Raw genomic sequence first — 22,935 nt, 5'->3', positions numbered from 1 at the left:
ATTTTAGAGCGTATCAATTTTTACTTAAAGAGGGTTTATTTTAGTATATATTTCTTCTGCAATTGCTTTTGCTAGCAATGGAGGTACAGCGTTTCCAATTTGTTGGTATTGACTTAAGCCTTTTTCCCAACTCATTTTTGTTCGCATACCTTTAAATTCGAAATTATCTGGAAACGATTGGAGTCTTGCGCCTTCTCTAGCGGTAAAATTTCTATGTAAATATGGATGAATGAAGTTACTTTGAAAAGAAGCGGCTATTGTTGGTGCAGGTTTGTGGGGGAAAACTCTAAAATTATTTTGTGAAAACTTAATTTTTGACTTTTGATTTGGATTTCCTCTTGAAACAGCTCCATGTGTATCCCAAACATCAATTAATTTTTTACCAGTTGTAATAGCTTTAAAGCGTTCTACAACTCTGGGAGTATGCCTCATTGCAACATGATTCAAAACTTTTTTTGAATTTAAGCGCATAAACTCTTGATAGCTGTTTTTTGCTTTAAAAGAATACTTTACACTTTCTTCTCCTTCTCCAGAATTTATAATCGGTAAATCTGATATTGCTTCATCAATAGTAAATGGTTCTGATATTTTTATTTTTGGAAATTCGACAGGTATATTTAGGTTTTTTTTATAGCCAATAATAAAAACACGTTCTCGGTCTTGTGGAACGCCATAATTAGAAGCTTTTAAAACTTTGTAATTTGCAGTATATCCAATATCTTCAAAACTTTGTAGAATTACTTTTATAACTTCTCCATTTTTCATAGAAAGTAAACCTTTGACATTTTCCATTACAAATGCTTTAGGTTTGTACCAGTCTACAACTTTTACAAAATCGTAAAACAGCTCATTTCTTGGGTCATCTTTTATTTTGTTTCTTCGTTTGTTTGCTAAACTAAAACCTTGACATGGAGGACCTCCAACAACTACGTCTACTTTTTGGGAATCGATAATTTTATCAAACTCATTTTTTGTTAATTCACGTAGGTCTTTATTTATAAAAGGCGTTTTCGGAAAATTATGATTATAAGTCTCTTTTGCATTTTCGTCAATATCTGTAGCTATAATAGAATTAAATCCAGCCCATTTAAAACCTAAAGACATGCCTCCGCAGCCGGAAAATAAATCTATTATATTAAGTGAGTGCTTGTTTTTTAGTTCTGAAATTTTTTTAAATTTTTCTTTTTTTGAAAAAATTGAGGATTCGTTATTCATTTTGTAAATGTAAATTTTATTTACAAAAATAGAACTTATATAGACTGTTTTTTAAAATGGTATAAAAGCAAACAGCATTCTAATTTTAGAATGCTGTTATTAAAATTGCGTAAATTGAAACTATGATATGTAATTCTTTAAAAACTCTTGAAAAGACATAGGGGTTAATTTTCTTTCCTTGTAGTGTGATACGTACGTTTTGTAATTTTTAAGAGCAAATTTCTCAACATGATTGTGAGTATTAAACTCTTCATAAGATATTGCATTCATCATTTTCAAAATTTGGGGTTGCTTTATAGTTTTGATTATTAGTTTTTTACAAGTATAAAATTATATAAAAATATTTTAAAAACCAAAAAATACAGCCATTTATTTATAAAAACACGCCATTTATTAGTTTTTTAAGTTATTATTCTAGTTAGGTTTCTAATGGTACAAAATAGTTTTACGGTAGATTATACTTCTAAATATGTGTATTTTTTAACTTTAAATGGTTATTTTCGCATAGATGTATATTTAATAACTTTATTTTAGCTTTTTTAGTTTATAAACATGAAAGGAATTATACTAGCGGGTGGTTCAGGAACAAGACTATATCCAATTACAAAAGGTACCTCAAAACAGTTACTGGCTGTATATGATAAACCTATGATATATTATCCGTTATCTGTATTAATGCTAGCTGGAATTACAGAAGTGTTAATTATTTCTACTCCAGACGACCTTCCTAATTTTAAAAAATTATTAGGAAATGGTTCAGAAGTTGGAATGCATTTTTCTTATAAAGAGCAGCCATCTCCAGATGGCTTGGCACAAGCATTTATTATTGGGGAAGATTTTATAGGTGACCAAGATGTTTGTCTAATTTTAGGAGATAATATTTTTTATGGAGCTGGTTTTGAACAAAAATTACTTAGAGCTGTTTCAATGTTAAAAAATGAAAAGAAAGCTTCTGTTTTTGGTTATTTTGTTCAAGACCCTCAACGGTATGGTGTTGCAGAATTTGACAAAAGTAAAAATGTAATAAGTATCGAAGAAAAACCTGTAAAACCAAAAAGTAATTATGCAGTTGTTGGTTTGTACTTTTATCCTAATTCGGTTGTTGAAATAGCAAAAAATATAAAACCAAGTACTAGAGGTGAGCTAGAAATTACAACAGTTAATCAACAGTATTTAGAAAAAGGAGACTTGAAAATGGATTTAATGGGAAGAGGATATGCTTGGTTAGATACAGGTACACAAGATTCGTTGTTAGAAGCTTCAAATTTTATACAAACTATAGAAAAACGGCAAGGTTTAAAAGTGGCTTGTATTGAAGAAATAGCGTTTGAAAAAGGGTATATATCTAAAAATCAATTATTAAAATTAGCAGAAACGTATAAAAATAACGAATACGGAGATTACTTATTCCGTATAGCAAACTCAAACTAATTTGGAATTTATTAGAACAAACATACCTGACGTAGTTTTGTGTAAACCTAAAATTTACACAGATGATAGAGGTTATTTTTTTGAATCGTTTAAAAAAGAAGCATTGGAAAACTTTATTGGTGCTAAAATTTCTTTTTGTCAAGATAATGAAGCAAAATCATCCAAGGGAGTTTTAAGAGGTTTACATTATCAATTATCTCCAATGTCTCAAAGTAAATTGGTAAGAGTTATTAAAGGAAAAGTGTTGGATATTGCGGTTGATATTCGAAAAAATTCACCCACCTATGGAAAACATGTAGCTTTAGAATTAAGTGAACATAATAAATTTCAGTTGTTTGTACCAAAAGGATTTGCGCATGGATATGTGGTTTTAGATGAGGACACTATTTTCTCGTATAAAGTAGATAATTATTATGCAGCAGCATTAGATAGAGGAATTAAGTTTGATGATGAGGTTTTGGGGATTGATTGGAAATTGCCAACAGAAGACTTAATAATTTCAGAAAAAGATAAAAATCAGCCAACCTTTAATAAGGCTGAAATATTCGATTAAAAAAATATATATGATAAATGTTTTAGTAACAGGTGCAGATGGAATGCTAGGTAAATCTATTCAATTTTACCAAACAGAATATTCAAAATTCAACTTTTATTTTACAAATAAGGCGGTTTTGGATATTTCTGATAAAGAAATGTTGAGAGCATTTGTTAGAATGAATAACATAGCTGTAATTGTAAATTGCGCAGCTTATACAAACGTAGAAAAGGCAGAATTCAATACGAAAAATGCAAATAGATTAAATTTTAAAGCTGTTCAGAATTTGGCTGAAATAGCAAAACAAAATAATTGTGGACTTATTCACATTTCTACTGATTATGTTTTTGATGGGGAATCTCAAATTCCTTATAATGAAGAAGATATAACTAATCCTCAAAATGTTTATGGTATTACCAAATTAAAAGGAGAGCAAATTTTATTAGAAATCAACCCAAAAAACACCATAATTATTAGAACATCATGGTTGTATGGTGAGTATGGGTCTAATTTTGTAAAAACTATTTCAAATTTAGCTTCAGAAAAAGAATCAATTTCAGTTGTAAATGATCAAATAGGTTCTCCAACATATGCTAAAGATTTGGCTAAAACTATACTAGATATTATACCTCAAATAAATAATTCTAATGTTGAATTGTTACATTATACAAATAAAGGAAGTTGTAGTTGGTTTGATTTTGCAACCGAAATTGTTAAAAATTTCAATTTACAATGTGAAGTAAAACCAGTAAGTTCAGATTTTTATCCAACCGAAGCAAAGCGTCCAAAATTTAGTTTGTTAGATACATTAAAAATCGAGGAGAAGTATCATGTTGAAATCCCAGAGTGGAAAAGTTCATTAAAAAAATGCATTGAGAATTTAGAAAGTTCTATCTTAAGCTTGTAAGCTTAAAATAAAACATTGTAGAAAATATATTTTAAGAGTTTTATCAATTATATTTTTGTAAGTCAAGAAAACAAAGTTATTCAATAAAAAAAATAAGTATGGAACATAAATCAATTTTAGTTACTGGAGGAGCAGGGTTTATAGGCTCTAATCTGTTGCAGTATATGGTGAAAAAATACCCAAATAATAAGTTTGTGTGTTTAGATTTATTAACCTACGCTGGAAATAGTTATAACGTAGATGCTATAAAAAATGAAGTAAATTTCACTTTTGTTGAAGGAAGCATTTGCGATAGAAGTTTAGTAGAACGTATTTTTCAGTTTTATAGAATTAATGGAGTTATCCATTTGGCTGCAGAATCTCATGTAGATAATTCAATTACAGGTCCAGAAATTTTTATTGACACCAATATTAAAGGAACCTTTACCTTGTTAGATGTAGCTTATAAATATTGGATGGATGCACCTCATGTGTATAAAGAAGTCTATAGTGATCCAAATAAAAAAGGCGAATTCCCTAGATTTTTACATGTTTCTACAGATGAAGTTTACGGAACTTTAGGAAAAAAAGGCTTGTTTACAGAAAAAACACCATACGCTCCAAATTCACCTTACAGTGCTTCAAAAGCAAGTAGCGACATGTTGGTGAGAAGTTATCACCATACTTTTGGTTTAAATATTATTATAACTAATTGTTCTAATAATTATGGCCCATATCAGCACAACGAAAAATTGATTCCAACCGTTATAAGAAAAGCATTAAAAGGAGAAAAAATCCCTATTTATGGAAATGGAAGTAATGTTAGAGATTGGTTATATGTAAACGATCATTGTACTGGAATAGATATAGCTTATCACAAAGGTGTAAATGGAGAAGTTTATAATATAGGAGGTGATAATGAGCGAGATAATAATTATATTGCAAACAAAATTTGTGAACTTTTAGATGAAAAAGTTCCAAAAAATAATGGATCGTATAAAGATCAAATAGAATATGTTGAAGATAGAGCAGGGCACGATTTTAGATATGCCATTGATGCTTCAAAAATAAAAAATGATTTAGGCTGGAATCCGCAAGAAAATTTTGAATCTGGTATTCAAAAAACAGTAGATTGGTATGTGGAAAAGTACAAAAGTGAATTGTAAAAATGAGTATTAAAATAGGAATTATAGGTCTTGGCTATGTTGGCTTGCCACTAGCTAGATTATTTGCAACAAAATACAAAGTAGTAGGATTTGATATTAATACAGAGCGTATTTCAGAATTAAAAAAAGGAGTAGATGCAACTTTAGAAGTTGAACCAGCTGTTTTAAAAAAAGTTCTAGTTAAAAATAGTGATACTATTGGATTGTTTTGTACTTCAAAACTAACTGATTTAGAAAATTGCAATTACTATATTGTAACTGTACCAACACCTGTTGATGTAAACAATAAACCAGATTTAACACCATTAATAAAGGCAAGTGAAGCCGTTGCAAGTGTATTAAAAAAAGGCGATATAGTTATCTATGAATCTACAGTGTTTCCAGGAGCTACTGAAGAAATTTGTGTTCCTATTTTAGAAAAAGAATCAGGGTTAGAGTTTAATAAAGACTATTATGTTGGATATTCACCAGAGCGAATTAATCCTGGAGATAAAAAACATACCGTAGAAAAAATATTAAAGGTAACTGCTGGTTCAACTATTGAAACAGGTAAAAAAGTAGATGCATTGTATACATCAGTTATCGAGGCTGGTACACATTTAGCACCAACTATTAAAGTGGCGGAAGCAGCAAAGGTTATCGAAAATTCTCAAAGAGATATAAATATTGCATTTGTAAATGAATTAGCAAAAATATTTAATATTTTAGGTATCGATACTAAAGCAGTGTTACAGGCGGCAGGTACAAAATGGAATTTCTTACCATTTAAACCAGGATTAGTTGGAGGGCATTGCATAGGTGTAGACCCTTATTATTTGGCTCAAAAAGCACAAGAAGTAGGGTATCATCCCGAAATTATTTTAGCAGGAAGGCGAATGAATGATAGTATGGGTAATTATGTTGCTTCTGAAGTGGTAAAGTTATTCGCAAAAAGCAATATACATATAAAAGGAGCAAGAGTACTAGTTTTAGGAATTACTTTTAAAGAAAATTGTCCAGACGTTAGAAATACAAGAGTTGTAGATGTTATTCGTAACTTAACTGAATTTGGAACCCAAGTCACTATTTTTGATCCTTGGGCAAATACAGACGAAGTGTTTGAAGAGTACAATCTAAGAACAAATCGAAATATGCCACAAGAAAAATTTGACGGAATTGTGTTAGCAGTTTCACATAATGAGTTTTTAAAAATTGATTTAAAAAAACACCTTAAAAAGAATGGTGTTATTTACGATGTAAAAGGATTTTTAGATTGTGAAGTTCAAGGGAAATTATAGATTGGAGTGAAGTGAAATGAGTGAAAAGTGATGTGTTTAGGAAAATTTAAAAATATGCGTCACTCTGAACTTGTTTCAGAGTCTCATTAAAAGGATTAATTTTGTCGCGCAGATGCTGAATCAAATTTAGTATTACGATAAAAAAATATAAAAGATTAAGAACTAGAATATTAAAATATAGAGTTTTTGTTTTAGTCAATGTTATAGAAAATTATGAAAAATTTTGCATTAATAGGAGCAAGTGGTTATATAGCGCCAAGACACATGAAAGCTATTAAAGAAACCAATAATAATTTATTGGCTGCTTTAGATAAAAACGACAGTGTAGGAATTATAGATAGTTATTTTCCAAATGCTGATTTTTTTACAGAATACGAACGTTTTGATCGTCATATCTCAAAACTAAAATACGATCAAAATATAAATCTAGATTATGTAAGTATTTGTTCACCAAACTACCTACATGATGCGCATATTCGTTTTGCGTTAAGACAAGGAGCAGATGCTATTTGTGAAAAACCATTGGTGCTAAACCCGTGGAATATAGATGCGCTTTCAAAAATTGAAAAAGAAACAGGTAAAAGAATCTACAATATTTTACAATTGCGTGTGCACCCAAGTATTATCGCTCTTAAACAGAAGATTGATAATGGACCAAAAGATAAAATTTACGATATAGATTTAACGTATTTAACATCTAGAGGTCATTGGTATTATACATCATGGAAAGGAGACGAGTCTAAATCAGGAGGTATAGCTACCAATATTGGAGTTCATTTTTTTGATATGCTTTCATGGATATTCGGAGACCTAAAACAAAATACAATCCATGTTAACACGCACGATCGTTCAGCGGGTTATTTAGAGTTTAAAAAAGCGAGAGTTCGATGGTTTTTATCTATAAATTACAATGTTTTACCAGAAGCTATCAAAGCAAAAGGGCAGCGCACCTATCGCTCTATCACTATTGAAGGTGAAGAGTTAGAATTTAGTGGTGGATTTACAGATTTACACACAGTTTCCTATGAAGAGATTTTAAAAGGAAATGGATATGGTCTAGAAGCTCCAAGGCAAGCCATTGAAATTGTACATCAAGTACGTCATTCTGAACCTATTGGAGCGAAAGGGGATTTTCACCCTTTCGTAAAAAAACCATTAACAAATCACCCATTTAAATTATAAGTAATAGATTTGCAATATTGTAAAAACTGTTTTTATTAGTTTTGAAGCTATTACAGTTTTTACTCTTATTTAAAAAGAATAAAAATTACAATATTATGAAAATAGGCATCACCTTTAGTACATTCGATTTATTACATGCAGGCCATATTAAAATGCTTGAAGAGGCAAAATCTCAATGCGACTATTTAATTTGTGGACTACAAACAGACCCAACTTTAGACAGACCAGAAAAAAATCATCCAGTTCAATCTGTGGTTGAAAGATATATACAATTAAAGGGCTGTAAGTATGTAGATGAAGTTGTTCCATATGCAACAGAGCAAGATTTAGAAGATGTATTGCGATCGTTTAAAATAGATGTGCGTATTGTTGGAGATGAATACGAAAAGAAAGATTTTACGGGGAAAAAATATTGTAAAGAAAAAGGAATAGAGTTGTATTACAACGGAAGAGACCATCGTTTTTCAAGTAGTGGATTACGTAAAGAAGTACATCAAAAAGAAACTAATAAAAAATAAACTGTCACTTTGAGTGTGTCGAAATGTATTTAAATAATAAAAAGTAGATAAACGTCACTCTGAACTTGTTTCAGAGTCTACTCGATTGAAATAAAGATGATTTCTTTCAGCTAGATTGGAATTTTAGATTTAAACAAACAGATGCTGAAATAAATTCAGCATGACGTAAAAAATTAAAAAGTATATATGAAAATAGTAGTTGTAGGTTCAGGATATGTAGGATTAGTATCAGGAACATGTTTTGCTGAAATGGGTAACAAAGTAACTTGTGTAGACAATGTTGCAGAAAAAGTTGAAAAATTAAAAAATGGAATAATCCCAATCTATGAGCCAGGTTTAGAAACTATGGTTTTGAAAAATGTAGAACGAGGAAACTTAAAATTCACTACAAAATTAAGCGAAGCAATAGCAGACGCAGTAATTGTTTTTATTGCTGTTGGAACTCCTATGGGTGAAGATGGTTCAGCAGATTTACAATATGTGTTGAGTGTCGCTAAAGAAATTGGTGAAACCATGCAAAAAAGATTGGTAGTAGTAGATAAATCAACAGTTCCAATTGGAACAGCAGATAAGGTAAAAGCAACTATTCAAGCTGAATTGGATAAACGAAATTCAGAATTAGAATTTGATGTGGTTTCAAATCCAGAATTTTTAAAGGAAGGAGCAGCCATTAACGATTTTATGAAACCTGACCGAGTGGTAATTGGAGCAGAAAGTGAGTATGCTATGGAAACTATGAAGCAGCTGTACAACCCTTTTTGTATGAATCATGATCGTTTTATAGGTATGGATATTCGATCAGCTGAAATGACAAAGTATGCAGCCAATGCTATGTTAGCTACAAAAATTTCGTTTATGAATGAAATCGCTAATATTTGTGAGCGAGTTGGAGCAGATGCGAATCAAGTTCGAATTGGTATAGGTTCTGATAATAGAATTGGATATAGTTTTATTTATCCTGGTTGTGGTTATGGAGGTTCTTGTTTTCCAAAAGATGTAAAAGCTTTAAAAAAGATTGCTGAAGAACATGGTTATAAGGCAAAAGTAATTTCTGCTGTGGAAGATGTGAATGATGCGCAAAAGTTTGTAATTGCTCAAAAAATTATAAAGCGTTTTGGAGAAGATTTAACAGGATTCACTTTTGGGCTTTGGGGATTGGCATTTAAGCCAGGAACTGATGATATGCGAGAGGCACCAGCCATATATGTGGTGAAAGAATTGATAAAACGAGGAGCAAAAATAAAGGCTTACGATCCAAAAGCAGTAGAGGAAGCCAAAGAGTTTTATTTAAAAGGCGTTGAAGGTATTGATTATGTAAATTCAAAATACAACGCTATTGAAAATACAGATGCATTGATTCTATTAACAGAATGGAAAGAGTTCCGTTCTCCAGATTTTGAAGAATTAAAATCACAATTAAAAACACCTATTATATTTGATGGTAGAAATCAATACAATATTTTTAAATTAGAAGAAAAAGGATTTGAATATTATCAGATAGGTAAGAATTAATTGAACAACCGTCATTGCGAGGCGTGGAACAACAAAGCAATCTATTCAACAAGGTGAGATTACTTCATTACACTACGTTTCATTCGTAATGACGATAAAAATAAAAATTGTCACATTGAGCATGTCGAAATGTGATTAAATAAAAGAACAGAAATAACATAAAATGAAACAAAAAGTAATCAACGTAATATTAAGTGGAGGTTCAGGAACTCGATTATGGCCTTTATCAAGAACAAGCAATCCAAAACAATTTTTACAAATTTTTGATTCTAAAAGTTTATTTCAACATACATTAGAACGCAATCAAAAAGTAGCGGATGAATTTATGTTAATAACAAATGAGGTACAATATGAGATGGCTGCAAACCAAGCCATTGAATTGGGGATTTCAATAGCACATAAAATTATTGAACCATGTGGAAGAAATACAGCTCCGGCTATTGCATTAGCAGCGCTTGCTGTTCATCCAGATGATATTTTATTTGTAACACCTTCAGATCATATGATTGCAGATCCTAGTGTGTATAAAAAATGTATAGATAGAGCTTCAGAACTTGCACAAAACAATCAAATTGTTACATTCGGAATTCAACCAACAGAGCCACATACAGGGTATGGGTATATTGAGTTTAATGGGGAAGAAGTGTTGAAATTTAGAGAAAAACCATCGTTGAAAGATGCCAAGTTATTTTTAGAAGCAGGAAATTTCTATTGGAACTCTGGAATGTTTTGTTTTAAAGCATCTGTATTGTTAGAAGAGCTTAAAAAATACAATCCAGAAATGTATCAAAAAAGTGTAGACGCCTATAAAACCATTCAAAATGGAAAAATTAATTTAGAAGCGATGCAACAGATACCCGCCGATAGTATTGATTATGCCGTGTTAGAAAAAAGTGACCTAATTAAAACAATTGCGTCTAAATTCTATTGGACAGATTTAGGTTCGTTCGATGCGATTGTAAATTATTTTGATGAAGGAAATACAGTAGATAATTTGAATAAAATATCTAGTGAAAAAGGAAGTAGTTATGTGTTTGGTAAGAAAAAAGTAGTAGGTGCAGAAGTAGCAAATGTAATAGTTGTAGATACCGAAGATGCTATTTTAGTGTTACCTAAAAATGAAAGTGATTTAGTAAAGGGAATTTACAATAAGGTAAAAGAGTCGAATAAGGAATTGACATAGTAAGTGAGAAGTGAGAAGTGAACCGTCATTGCGAGTGGTCATTGAGCGGAGTCGAAATGTAAACGAAGCAATCTGTCTGAAAAAAAATAACCGTCACTCTGAACTTGATTCAGAGTCTGCCGGATAAAAAGAAAGATGATCACTTTTAGTTAGACTAGAAGTTTTCAGAATAAAAGTAACAGATACTGAACCAAGTTCAGCATGATGAAGAAAAATAACAACCCGTCATTGCGAGGCGTGGAACAACGAAGCAATCTATCGGAAAAGATATTCCGTCATTCCGAGCTCGGTCATTGAGCGTAGTCGAAATGTAAACGAAGCAATCTGTCTGAAAAAAAACAACCGTCACTCTGAACTTGATTCAGAGTCTGCCGGATAAAAAGAAAGATGATCACTTTTAGTTAGACTAGAAGTTTTTAGAATAAAAGTAACAGATACTGAACCAAGTTCAGCATGATGAAGAAAAATAACAACCCGTCATTGCGAGGCGTGGAACAATGAAGCAATCTTTTAGACTGTATTTCAAAGTCTATCAGAGTAAATTATAAATATGTTGATGAATTTCAGCAAAAAAATAAAAAGCTAAATTTTCTGTAAAACAGGAAACTAAACTTAAAAAAATAAATTATTATTGCACTTTTATACAGCTTTAAAGCATATTAAAAAGGTAAGTAAAGTGCATATGTAAAAAGCATAAAATGAAAAAACAAAAAGTAGCGTTAATTACAGGTATCACAGGACAAGATGGGTCTTATTTAGCAGAACTATTATTGGATAAAGGGTATATAGTGCATGGTATTAAAAGAAGATCCTCTTTGTTTAATACAGATCGTATCGATCATTTATATCAAGATCCTCATGATCCAAATCTACGGTTAAAATTGCATTATGGAGATTTAACCGACTCCATGAACTTAACACGTATTATTCAAGAAGCTCAACCAGATGAGATTTATAATTTAGGCGCTATGTCTCATGTTGCTGTTTCATTTGACACTCCTGAATATGTAGGGAATGTTGATGGTTTAGGTACTTTAAGAATATTAGAAGCGGTACGTATTTTAGGATTAGAGAATAAAACAAGAATTTATCAAGCTTCCACTTCAGAATTGTATGGTGGAATGTCAGAAAATAAAAATGAAAGAGGTTTTTATGATGAATCTTCTCCATTTTACCCAAGGTCACCTTATGGTGTAGCAAAAATATATGGATTTTGGATTACTAAAAATTACCGTGAAGCATACAATATGTTTGCGTGTAATGGTATTTTATTCAACCATGAATCGCCTAGAAGAGGAGAAACTTTTGTAACACGTAAAATTACACGAGCAGTGGCTAAAATAGCCTTAGGATTGCAAGAAAAGTTTTATTTAGGAAATTTAGAAGCAAAACGTGATTGGGGACATGCTAAAGATTATGTACGTATGATGTGGATGATTCTACAAGCAGATAAACCAGACGATTGGGTAATTGCAACAGGAGTGACTACAACGGTGCGTGATTTTGTACGTATGGCTTTCCAAGAAGTTGGTATAGAATTAGAATTTAAAGGTGAAGGAGTAGAAGAGAAAGCGTATGTAGTTGCATGCAACACTAAAGAGTTTCAATTAGAAATAGGAAAAGAAGTATTGTCAGTAGATCCTTCGTATTTCCGTCCTACAGAGGTAGATTTATTAATTGGAGATCCTACAAAAGCAAAAGAAGAATTGGGTTGGATTCCTGAATATGATTTAAAAGATTTGGTACAGGATATGATGAAAAGCGATGTTCAGCTGATGAAAAAAGATGTTGATTTGTTAAAAGCAGGTCATGAAATTTTAAAGCAGGCGGAGTAATCTTTTAACCAGAAAATTAAAATTGTCACATTGAGCATGTCGAAATGTGTTTAAATAAGAAAAAGAAGAACCCGTCATTGCGAGGCGTGAAAACAACGAAGCAATCTGTCGAAAATAATAATCCGTCATTCCGCACTTGGTCATTGAGCGTAGTCGAAATGTGACACGGAATCTGCTGAAAAGAATGAACAGATTTCCAATCAAGTTGGAAATGATGATAAAATTAAAATTGTCACATTGAGCATGTCGAAATGTGTTTAAAAAAGAAAAAGAAGAACCCGTCATTGCGAGGCGTGAAAACAACGAAGTAATCTGCCGGAAACAAAGAACAACTGTCATACAGAGCTTGTCGAAGTATGATGGAACAAAATAAAACAATAGTAGTAGTTAAAAATGAACAAAACAGATAAAATTTACATCGCAGGTCATTTAGGATTAGTAGGCTCTGCCATACATAAAAACCTAAAAGCCAAAGGTTATACTAATTTTGTGTTTAGAACCTTGGATGAAATGGATTTACGTGATACCGTAGCCGTAGCAAACTTTTTTCAAGAAGAAAAACCAGCATATGTATTTTTGGCAGCGGCTAAAGTAGGTGGAATTGTTGCTAACAACACGTACCGAGGTGAATTTATTTACGATAATTTAATGATTCAAAACAACATTGTACACCAAAGTTATGTGCATGGAGTTCAGAAATTATTATTTTTAGGGAGTACGTGTATTTATCCAAAAAATGCGCCACAACCTATGCCTGAAGATTGTTTGTTAACGGATACATTAGAATACACCAATGAGCCTTATGCCATAGCTAAAATAGCAGGGATTAAATTATGTGAAAGTTACAACATTCAATACGGTACTAATTTTATTTCGGTAATGCCCACTAATTTATACGGGCCTAATGATAATTTTGACTTGGAAAAATCACATGTGTTACCTGCGTTAATTCGTAAAATGCATTTAGGGAAAGCGCTAGAATCTGGAGATTGGGATAGGTTGCGAGCAGATTTAAATACATTACCTATTGAAGGCATTGATGGTTCAGCCACTGAAGCAGTAATTTTGGAAAAATTAGCCAAATATGGAATTACTCGTAAAGCCAATCACAACCGTCACCCTGAACTTGTTTCAGGGTCTCATCAAGAGAACTCAAATGATTCAGAATCTGCCCGATTAAACCCTCAAGTCCAAGTAGAAATCTGGGGAACAGGAAAACCAATGCGAGAATTCTTATGGAGCGAAGACATGGCAGATGCTTGTGTATTTATCATGGAAAATAGAGATTTCAAAGACACTATTTGTCACCCTGAGCTTGTCGAAGGGTCTCACCAAGAATCAACACGTCATTCTGAACTTGTCGAAGAATCAGAAAGTAGAACTAACGTCATTGCGAGCGACGCAAAGCAATCTGCTGCTGAAAAAGCCCGTCACCCTGAACTTGTTTCAGGGTCTCATCAAGTGAAGTCAAATGCCCAATCAACCGAAATCCGCAATACCCACATTAACATAGGAACCGGAAAAGAAATCAGCATCCGTGAACTCGCAGAAACCATTAAAAATAAAGTTGGTTTTAAAGGTAACCTCTATTTTAACACAGACAAGCCAGACGGAACCATGAAAAAATTAACCAATCCTTCAAAATTACACGGGTTAGGTTGGAAGCATACCATTGAGTTGGACGAAGGAATTGAGAAAATGTATCATTGGTATTTAAAAAATAATAACTCTTAAAAATGAATACTTTATTAAACACGGTTGTAAAAAATAACTATTGTATAGGCTGTGGAGTTTGTTCAGCAGTATCTAATTATAATGTTGATTTTAATAAGTATGGTCAGTATCAAGCAGTTCTTGAAGGAGAGTCAAATAGAGAGTTAGAAAATGCAGCAAATTTAGTTTGTCCATTTTCAAATAATTCTTTAAATGAGGATCAAATTTCACAAAGAATTTTTGATGATAATCTTAAAAATGAGTTTTTGGGATCTTATAATGGTTTATATTTTGGGTATTCAAAAATAAATAGAAAATATGGAGCTTCAGGAGGATTAACAACATGGTTTATCTTAAAATTATTAGAGAATAAAATTATTGATGGTGTAATTCATTTAAAAGAAAATAGAGATATTAATAGTAAGACTTTATTTAAATATGATATATCCCATACTAAAGAAGAGGTTTTAGATGCTGCAAAAACAAAATATTATCCTGGTGAATTAAGTGAAGTTATAAATGAAGTTTTAAATAAAGGGGAGAAGAAATATGTTTTAGTAGGTGTTCCTTGTTTTGTAAAATCTGTTAGATTATTAGCAGAACAAAATGATATAATTAAAAATCGTATTGTTTTTTATGTAGGACTTGTTTGTGGGCATTTTAAGAGTGCAAATTATTCTAAAATGTTGGCGTTTCAAAAAGGTGTGCCTAAAGGGGAAATGACTAATATTGATTTTAGACATAAAACAGGAAAAGGACTTGCAGGTTCTTATAACACTAAAATTTCTTTTAATTTGAATAGTGAAAAAAAAGAGATTAATCAATCGGTGAAAAATTTTTATGGTACAGATTGGGGATTGGGGATGTTTAAATATAATGCATGTGATTATTGTGATGATGTAGTAGCTGAAACTGCAGATATAGCTTTTGGTGATGCTTGGATAGCTCCATATAATAAAGATCCGAACGGAACTAATATGGTAATTACAAGAAATAAGTTAGCTGTTGAAATTATAAAGAAAGGAATTGAAGCAAATGAAATTCATATTGATAATGCAAATCCAGAACAGATAATTAAAACACAATCTGCAGGTTTAAGACATAGAAGAGAGGGTTTAAAAGTAAGGCTAAAAAATAAAAAAAATGAATGGTATCCAATAAAAAGAGTTCATGAAAACAATAAAAAAGTCTCTTTTAGATATAAAATTATCTATTTAACTAGGTCTAAATTATCGAAGTATAGTCATATTTTCTTTGAAAAATCCTTAAGAAAAAATTCTTTTTTTTATTTTAAGTTTTTAATGTTTCCTTTAGTATTTTTTTATAAATATATTTTATATGCACCAGGGAGATTAAAAATTTTATATTTAAAATTACGTAAATAATGAATCAGGTTAAAACTGGAGCAATACTTTCGTATGTGTTAATATTTTTAAATAATATTATAAAATTAGCATATACTCCTTTCTTAATTAGATCTTTAGGGCAATCAGAATTTGGTTTGTATTCTTTGGCTGCTGCAACTATTGGGTATTTGACAATAATGGATTTGGGCTTTGGAAATTCTATTATTCGTTTTACTGCAAAATATAGAGCTTTAGGAGATGAAGAAACTCAAAATAATTTACACGGTATGTTTATTGCAATATATGCCGTTTTAGGCATTATTGTTGCTTTATGTGGAACTATATTATATTTAAATGCAGGTACTATTTTTAGTAATAGTATGAATACAGAGGAATTAGAAAAAATAAAGATTTTAATGGCGCTCTTAACTTTTAATCTTGCGATAACATTTCCATTTAGTATTTATGGATCGATAATTATTTCACATGAGCGTTTTATTTTTTCTAAACTAGTTAACCTTTTCAGAATAATCACAAACCCTTTAATAATGATTCCATTATTGTTTTATGGATATAAATCAATAGCATTAGTTGTGGTTATGACGGTTCTTAACATAATAGTTTTAGGTACAAATTTTTATTATTGTAAAACTAAAATCAAAATAAATCCAACATTTGGATTTTTTGATAAAAAATTATTTAAGGAGGTGTTGGGTTATTCATTCTACATATTTTTAGGTGTTATTGTTGATCAAATATATTGGAGTACCGGTCAATTTATTTTAGGAGCAATAGCAGGTACCGTTATGGTTGCAGTTTATGCCGTTGCTATTACTATAAGAAGTTTGTATTTGTCTTTTTCTTCATCTATTGTAAGTGTATTGCTACCTAGGGTTACTCAAATGGTTACAGCTAAAGTATCTAATCAAGAGCTTACAAATATTTTTATAAAAGTTGGCCGTATTCAATTTCTTATCCTTTCGTTTATATTATCAGGCTTTATTCTTTTTGGTCAAAAATTTGTTATTTTATGGGCAGGAAAAGATTATTCTGAAGCATATTTAATGGCTTTGTTTATTTTAATTCCTATTTCAATACCATTGATTCAAAATTTAGGAATTACCATTTTACAAGCTAAAAATCAACAAAAATTTAGATCTATTGTATATGTGCTAATAGCTATAGTAAATATTATACTTTCTATTCCTTTAGCTAAACAATATGGAGGTTTAGGTTGTGCAATGGTAACTGGGGGAAGCTTATTATTAGGTAATGGATTAATAATGAATATCTATTATCATAAAGTAATAAAATTAAATATAATTGAATTTTGGACTCAAATAATTAAAATGGCTTTGCCAGTTCTAGGAGTTGTAATATTATATTATAGCTTTAATTATTTTGTTTCTGTTCCTAATTCAACAATATTATATTTTGTTCAAATATTAATTTATGGATGTTTCTTTATTCTATCTATGTGGTTTTTTGGAATGAATAATTATGAAAAACAATTGATTAAAACCTTATTAAAAATATCAAAGTAAATATGAGTAAATTAAAAACTAAATTAAAAATAGGGATTCTTACATTACCATTAAAGGGAAATTACGGAGGTGTTTTACAAGCTTTTGCATTACTTACCTATTTAAAAAATGAAGGTTACAATGCTTATTTAGTGGATAGGCAATGGGATAGGTCTAAAAAAACAATAGGTTTTTATGTTCAGAAATTTATCTACCATGAAATTATTAGAGGAAAAGTAAAAAAGTTTTGTGATAAATGGATTAACCCTAAAACATTTAGTATAGATTCTCAAGAAAAAATGCAACAACTAAACAAAGAGGATTTTGATGCATTTATTGTAGGTAGTGATCAAGTTTGGAGAGTTGAAAATGTAGGAGGTGTTAAGAATAATTACTTTCTTGACTTTATAAGTGATAAAAAGGTTAAAAAAATTGCTTATGCTGCTTCATTTGGTAAAGATACAGTTGATGGGTCAGATGAAAAAATACTTAAAATTTCTAAACTATTAAAAGATTTTAATGCAATTTCTGTTAGGGAAGATACAGGAGTGAATATTTGCCATGATGTATTTAAAGTAGAAGCTTCACATGTATTAGATCCCGTTTTTTTAATTAACAAAAAAGAATATTTAAAAACTATCGATAAAAACTTAAAACCTTTAGAAAATACTTTAATTACCTATGTATTAGATTACAATAAGAAAAATGAAATAATTATAAACGACATTGCAAAAAAGTTAAATTTAAAAATACAATCAATTAATTATAAAAAAGATCCCGCATTGTTGATTAAAAATAAAGCGTTAGATTTTTACAATTATAGATACCCTTCTGTGTCTAATTGGTTAAGGGGTTTTAGAGATGCTGATTTTATAGTTACGGATTCATTTCACGGCACTATGTTTTCTGTTATTTTTGGGAAGCAATTTATTGTTATTGGAAATGAAAAAAGAGGGTTAACTAGATTTACTTCATTTTTGAAAAGTGTTGGTTTATTAAATAGATTGGTTTTACCATCTCAAGGTGTTGATATGGATACAGTTTTTGAGAAAATAGATTATGAAAAAGTTAATAAAATTTTAAAAATAGAAAAGATTAAATCAAAATCTTTTTTAGAAACGAGTATACTTGGTTAAGGAATGAATATTTTATTTATATATAGAGGAGCAATCATACCAACCAGAGGTGGGATACAAAGAGTAACCAATGTCTTGGCTGATTATTTTGAATCTAAAGGACATAAAGTTTTATATTTAACAGGGAAAAATGAAAATGATGACGAACGGGAAATTAATAAAAAGCGACAATTTTTTTTTCCAAACAATACTGATGTGCTTGCAAAGGAGAATTTTTCTTATTTTAAAGTGTTTTTAGCCGATAATAAAATTGATATCCTAATTAATCAAAATGGTATGGATCCTGTGTTGTCTTCACTAGCTTATACAGCAAAGGATTGTAATGTTAAATTAGTTTCGTGTATACATAACTCATTGTTATCGTCTATCACTAATTTTAGTAGTGCTTATGCTTCAAGAGCCAAAAAGTATAATTTAGGGTGGATATTACCAATTACAGATTTTAGTATTATAAAAAAAGGAATTCTATATCTTTATAAAAATAAGTATAAAAAACATTATAAAAAATTATGCGAGATTAGTGATTCAGTTGTTTTATTATCCGATAATTTTAAAAGTGAATTAGATTTTTTTGTTGAAAATTTAAGTAAGGATAATATAATCGCCATATCAAACCCAACTTCGTTTAAAAAAGAAAAAGTTGATTTAGTTCTAAAAAAGAAACAGCTACTTTATGTTGGAAGAGTTGGAACATCTCAAAAAAGAGTTGATTTATTACTTTTAATTTGGAGAAAAGTTTTTAAAAATAATCCAGACTGGTCATTAATTATAGTTGGTGATGGCCCTGAATTACCAAAATTAAAAAATGAAGCTAAAATATTGAAACTGGAAAGAATTAAATTTGAAGGTTTTAAAAACCCTAAACAATACTATATTGATGCTTCGTTATTCTGTATGACATCATCATTTGAAGGTTTTGGAATAGTTTTAGTTGAAGCTATGCAATATGGAGTAATTCCTTTTGCTTTTAAGAGCTATTTATCTGTTACGGACATAATAGATGACAATACAAATGGTTTTTTAATAAAACCATTTAGTATTGAACAATATGCAGATAGTTTAAACAAATTAATGAATAATGAATCTTTAAGAAATAAAGTCTCAAAAAGTGCTATTGAAAAAGCAGGTATATTTTCTATAAACACTATTGGAGAAAGTTGGATTCACTTATTTAAAGGACTAAAAAATTATGAATAGGATAATATATTTAGTTACATTTTTTATTTATTCTGGGTATTATGCTTTTTTAGCAATTGTTTTTGCTTTAGGTATGACTAATTCTTCTCGATGGGTTACAATACCTTTAAGAATGGTAACAACATTTTTAATGCTTTATGTTATATTAAGAATTGTTTCTAAAGTAAAATTAGATTATTACAAAAAATGGATATTAATTGTATTCTGTAGTTTTTGGCTTTTTTATGTACTTAAAGTATTACTGAATCAGAATGTAAATGTGCCTTTGTCTAGAAATTGGTATGAATATATATTTTATGCGTTAAATTTTTCTATTCTCCCTTTTATAATGTTTATGCTCATTGATTTTAAAAAATATAGTAAAACTATTTTAAATTCATTAATATTTTCTGGATTTGTAATGGGATTAGTTACATTAATTTTGTATCGAAAAATTTTAAGTAATGGTGTTGGGCGAATAAATTTAGCGAAATATGCAGATTTTGAACCACAAACATTAAATCCTTTGGCTTTATCTTATGCTGGTTCGCTTACTATTGTTTTATGTTTATATGTATTGTTATATAAAAAGCCTACATCACAAAAATATCGACTGTATATATATTCGACAATAATATTGGCTGCAATTATGTTTTTTTTGGGAGCATCTAGAGGATCGGTGATTGCATTAATTTTAAGTGTACCTGTTTTATTTTATTTTGGAAACATAAAGAAAAAAAGTAGATTTATTTTTATTACAATAATAAGTATTCCTTTATTAATTTGGGGGGCTTTAGAAACTGGAAGTTCTGTTTTTGAACGGACATTAAAAACTACACAAGGTTATAGAATCAGTGCTAGGCAAGAATTATGGTCTGAAGCATGGTACGAATTTTTAGCACATCCAATTTTTGGGGGAAGAATTGAAATTGGTGTTTATCCACATAACTTTATATTAGAAACGCTAATGGCTACAGGTGTTGTTGGATTCATTTTGTTGTTAATGGTTTTAATTCCTTCCTTTAAACGAGCATTTAAATTATCAAATCTAGATCACAATTATATTTGGGTTTTTATAGTTTTAATACAAGGTTTTGTTCAGCATTCCTTTACAGCGGCTATTTACTTTTCCGTTTTGTTATTTTTTCCAATGGGATTACTTTTTTCATATTCAAAAAATATTAGACAATGAGATTTATATATGTACTATTTTTACTAACATCATTAAATGTATTTTCACAAAATACGTTTAGTATTTATTATAAGAAAAATATTTATAATGAAGAAACAAATAAATATTTGGAAACGAATAAAAACTTTAAAAGTTACAATATACTTATTCAACACTTTATTGATCCTAAAAATGAAGGAATAATTAATCTAGAAAAAGTGGAAAGATATCTAATTAAAACTTTTCCAAACAAAAATGAAGGAGGAGTTTTGTGTATTAATCTAGAAAATCAAATATTTAAAAATCTTCGCGATAATAATTGTGGGAAAAAATATAGAAAAGCTGTTTCAGATTTTAAAAAATTAATAAAACTTATAAAAAATATACGACCTAATTTTCAAGTTGGTATCTATGGTCTACCATTTAGAACGTATTATAAAAGTCAGTTTAAATGGAATGAAAATCGAAAGTTAGATCCAATATTAAAATTAACAGATATTATTTTTCCTTCGTTATATATATTCTATCCAGATATAGATGGAAACTGGACGAATACTAATAATTATTTAGAGCGAAATTTGAATACTGCGTTTAGCTATGCTCAAAGGTTAGATAAAGTTGTAATTCCATTTATGTGGTATATGGTTCACCCAAGTAACAAAAAACATCGAAACGAATTAATCGATTTAGAGGCTATGCAGCATTATATTGAATTTGTTAAAAATTATCAGTATAAAGGTAATTCTGTGCGAGGTATAGTATATTGGGATTTACCTGAAAACTATTTTAAAAAAGGTGCTAAAATGCCAAATAGTAAAAAGGATACAAGCTTACGTTTGGATCAAAATTATTTAATTAAATTATACCTAAATAAATATTTAAAAAATGAGTAAAACCTGTCTGATATATAATTTTGTCTTATATATAATTGGCTTATTTAGGTTAGAACAATAGAGGTTAAAGAATGAAAAAAGTATTAATTATTTACCCAGGATTTCCACATTACAGAAAGGGGATTATTGAAAGACTTTTAAAGTCAAAAAAATATGAGTATTATTTTATGGGAGATGATAAAATGATGAAAACATCTATAAAAGAATATGATTTTAAGGATAATCCTAGATTTTTTAATGCTAAAGCGTTTAAAATAGGAAGTTTAATATTTCATAAAAACATGCTATCTCATCTTTTGAATAATAAATACGATGCATATATTTTTCATTCTAGCCCATATTGGGTTACAATTTTACTCTCTGTTTTTTTGATTAAAATAAAAGGTAAGCCTGTAATTAATTGGACTCATGGTATTCTTGAAAATAAGAAGAATCTGAAATCAACTTTTTATAAGATGTTTTATCACCTTTTTGATGGTTTTTTATTGTATGGTAGTTATGCAAAGAAGAATATGACAGATTTAGGGTTTAATAAAAATTATTTAAGAGTAATTTATAATTCATTGGATTACGAAAAGCAAAAAATATATAGGGAAAAATTAACAAGAGAAGAGCTTAATGTTTTTAAAGCTAATCTTTTTGAAAAATCAGAAAACCCTCAAATAATATTTATAGGGAGATTAACTAAACAAAAGAAACTAAAAGTTGTTATTGATCTGATAAGCTATCTGAAGAAGAGAAATATTTACATCAATGTTCTGTTTGTTGGTGATGGGCAGGAAAAAGAGATTTTAATAGCATACGCAAAAAAGCATAATGTTTATCGGAATATATGCTTTTATGGAGCTTGCTATGATGAGTTTGAGATTTATAAATTACTAGCTTCAAGTACATGTTGTATTTCACCTGGTGAAGTTGGATTAACAGCAATTCACGCTTTAAATTATGGGACACCAGTAATTTCTCATAATGATCCAAATAATCAAATGCCCGAGTTTGAAGCAATAATAAATAATTATAATGGGGTATTATTTGAGTATAATAATTTCGAAAGTCTAACAAATTCTTTGCAAAATTGGTTATTGAAAAATTTGGATAGAGAAAATGTAAAGTACAGATGTTATGAAGTTATAGATGATAAGTTTAATCCAAATTATCAAAACAATGTTATTAATAATTTAGTCGATGATTTATTAAAGTAATTAACAATTTTTAAATGTATATTTATATCTAATTT

The 22,935-nt window shown here is 29.6% G+C and carries 19 protein-coding genes; 18 read left to right on the top strand and 1 reads right to left on the bottom strand.

Annotated elements, in window-relative coordinates:
* Positions 1-24: 24 nt before the first annotated feature.
* Complete coding sequence (locus R3X25_RS11015; protein ID WP_317674759.1) at positions 25-1,215, bottom strand: DNA cytosine methyltransferase; 1,191 nt, start codon at positions 1,213-1,215, stop codon at positions 25-27.
* A 552-nt stretch (positions 1,216-1,767) separates the two neighbouring features.
* On the opposite strand from R3X25_RS11015, the gene rfbA reads away from it, so the two are divergent.
* The 18 genes from rfbA to R3X25_RS10925 all read left to right on the top strand — a co-directional run bounded on the left by rfbA (position 1,768) and on the right by R3X25_RS10925 (position 22,900).
* Entirely contained in the window at positions 1,768-2,646 is an 879-nt protein-coding gene (gene rfbA, locus R3X25_RS11010) for a glucose-1-phosphate thymidylyltransferase RfbA (protein WP_317674757.1), read from the top strand.
* 1 nt (position 2,647) lies between these two features.
* A complete protein-coding gene (gene rfbC / locus R3X25_RS11005; protein WP_317674755.1) occupies positions 2,648-3,199 on the top strand; it encodes a dTDP-4-dehydrorhamnose 3,5-epimerase in 552 nt (183 codons plus the stop codon).
* A 10-nt stretch (positions 3,200-3,209) separates the two neighbouring features.
* Positions 3,210-4,088: a dTDP-4-dehydrorhamnose reductase gene (gene rfbD / locus R3X25_RS11000; protein ID WP_317674754.1), complete on the top strand. Its 879-nt coding sequence runs from the start codon at positions 3,210-3,212 to the stop codon at positions 4,086-4,088.
* Between the two features lie 98 nt (positions 4,089-4,186).
* Positions 4,187-5,233, top strand: a complete 1,047-nt coding sequence (rfbB, locus tag R3X25_RS10995) for a dTDP-glucose 4,6-dehydratase (protein ID WP_317674753.1) — start codon at positions 4,187-4,189, stop codon at positions 5,231-5,233.
* 2 nt (positions 5,234-5,235) lie between these two features.
* Entirely contained in the window at positions 5,236-6,510 is a 1,275-nt protein-coding gene (locus R3X25_RS10990; protein WP_317674751.1) for a nucleotide sugar dehydrogenase, read from the top strand.
* 213 nt (positions 6,511-6,723) lie between these two features.
* The gene (locus R3X25_RS10985) at positions 6,724-7,692 is read left to right on the top strand and encodes a Gfo/Idh/MocA family oxidoreductase (protein WP_317674749.1); all 969 of its coding nucleotides are present in this window, start codon (positions 6,724-6,726) and stop codon (positions 7,690-7,692) included.
* Positions 7,693-7,787: 95 nt separating this feature from the next.
* On the top strand, positions 7,788-8,210 hold the full coding sequence (locus tag R3X25_RS10980; protein ID WP_317674747.1) for an adenylyltransferase/cytidyltransferase family protein: 423 nt from the start codon (positions 7,788-7,790) through the stop codon (positions 8,208-8,210).
* Between the two features lie 186 nt (positions 8,211-8,396).
* Positions 8,397-9,722, top strand: a complete 1,326-nt coding sequence (locus R3X25_RS10975; RefSeq protein ID WP_317674745.1) for a UDP-glucose/GDP-mannose dehydrogenase family protein — start codon at positions 8,397-8,399, stop codon at positions 9,720-9,722.
* A gap of 163 nt (positions 9,723-9,885) precedes the next feature.
* Positions 9,886-10,905 carry a mannose-1-phosphate guanylyltransferase gene (locus R3X25_RS10970; RefSeq protein WP_317674743.1) on the top strand — a complete coding sequence of 340 codons (1,020 nt, stop codon included), beginning with the start codon at positions 9,886-9,888 and terminating at the stop codon, positions 10,903-10,905.
* Between the two features lie 698 nt (positions 10,906-11,603).
* Entirely contained in the window at positions 11,604-12,740 is a 1,137-nt protein-coding gene (gmd, locus tag R3X25_RS10965) for a GDP-mannose 4,6-dehydratase (protein ID WP_317674741.1), read from the top strand.
* 393 nt (positions 12,741-13,133) lie between these two features.
* Complete coding sequence (locus R3X25_RS10960) at positions 13,134-14,474, top strand: GDP-L-fucose synthase (RefSeq protein ID WP_317674739.1); 1,341 nt, start codon at positions 13,134-13,136, stop codon at positions 14,472-14,474.
* Between the two features lie 2 nt (positions 14,475-14,476).
* Positions 14,477-15,838, top strand: a complete 1,362-nt coding sequence (locus R3X25_RS10955) for a Coenzyme F420 hydrogenase/dehydrogenase, beta subunit C-terminal domain (protein WP_317674737.1) — start codon at positions 14,477-14,479, stop codon at positions 15,836-15,838.
* Positions 15,838-17,343: an oligosaccharide flippase family protein gene (locus R3X25_RS10950; RefSeq protein ID WP_317674735.1), complete on the top strand. Its 1,506-nt coding sequence runs from the start codon at positions 15,838-15,840 to the stop codon at positions 17,341-17,343. Before R3X25_RS10955 ends, R3X25_RS10950 begins: the two co-directional genes overlap by 1 nt.
* 2 nt (positions 17,344-17,345) lie before the next feature.
* On the top strand, positions 17,346-18,458 hold the full coding sequence (locus R3X25_RS10945) for a polysaccharide pyruvyl transferase family protein (protein WP_317674733.1): 1,113 nt from the start codon (positions 17,346-17,348) through the stop codon (positions 18,456-18,458).
* 3 nt (positions 18,459-18,461) lie between these two features.
* Positions 18,462-19,655 (top strand): glycosyltransferase, encoded by a 1,194-nt coding sequence (locus R3X25_RS10940; protein ID WP_317674731.1) that lies wholly within the window; start codon positions 18,462-18,464, stop codon positions 19,653-19,655.
* Complete coding sequence (locus R3X25_RS10935) at positions 19,648-20,826, top strand: O-antigen ligase family protein (RefSeq protein WP_317674729.1); 1,179 nt, start codon at positions 19,648-19,650, stop codon at positions 20,824-20,826. The genes R3X25_RS10940 and R3X25_RS10935 overlap by 8 nt, the downstream gene beginning before the upstream one ends.
* The gene (locus R3X25_RS10930) at positions 20,823-21,698 is read left to right on the top strand and encodes a hypothetical protein (protein ID WP_317674727.1); all 876 of its coding nucleotides are present in this window, start codon (positions 20,823-20,825) and stop codon (positions 21,696-21,698) included. The genes R3X25_RS10935 and R3X25_RS10930 overlap by 4 nt, the downstream gene beginning before the upstream one ends.
* A gap of 71 nt (positions 21,699-21,769) precedes the next feature.
* The gene (locus tag R3X25_RS10925; RefSeq protein WP_317674725.1) at positions 21,770-22,900 is read left to right on the top strand and encodes a glycosyltransferase; all 1,131 of its coding nucleotides are present in this window, start codon (positions 21,770-21,772) and stop codon (positions 22,898-22,900) included.
* Positions 22,901-22,935: the final 35 nt, after the last annotated feature.

The sequence above is a fragment of the Lutibacter sp. TH_r2 genome, from assembly GCF_033101135.1.
Classification (GTDB): Bacteria; Bacteroidota; Bacteroidia; order Flavobacteriales; family Flavobacteriaceae; genus Lutibacter.
Note: the sequence above shows the minus strand (reverse complement) of the source record. Positions and strands in the feature narration are given on the sequence as shown.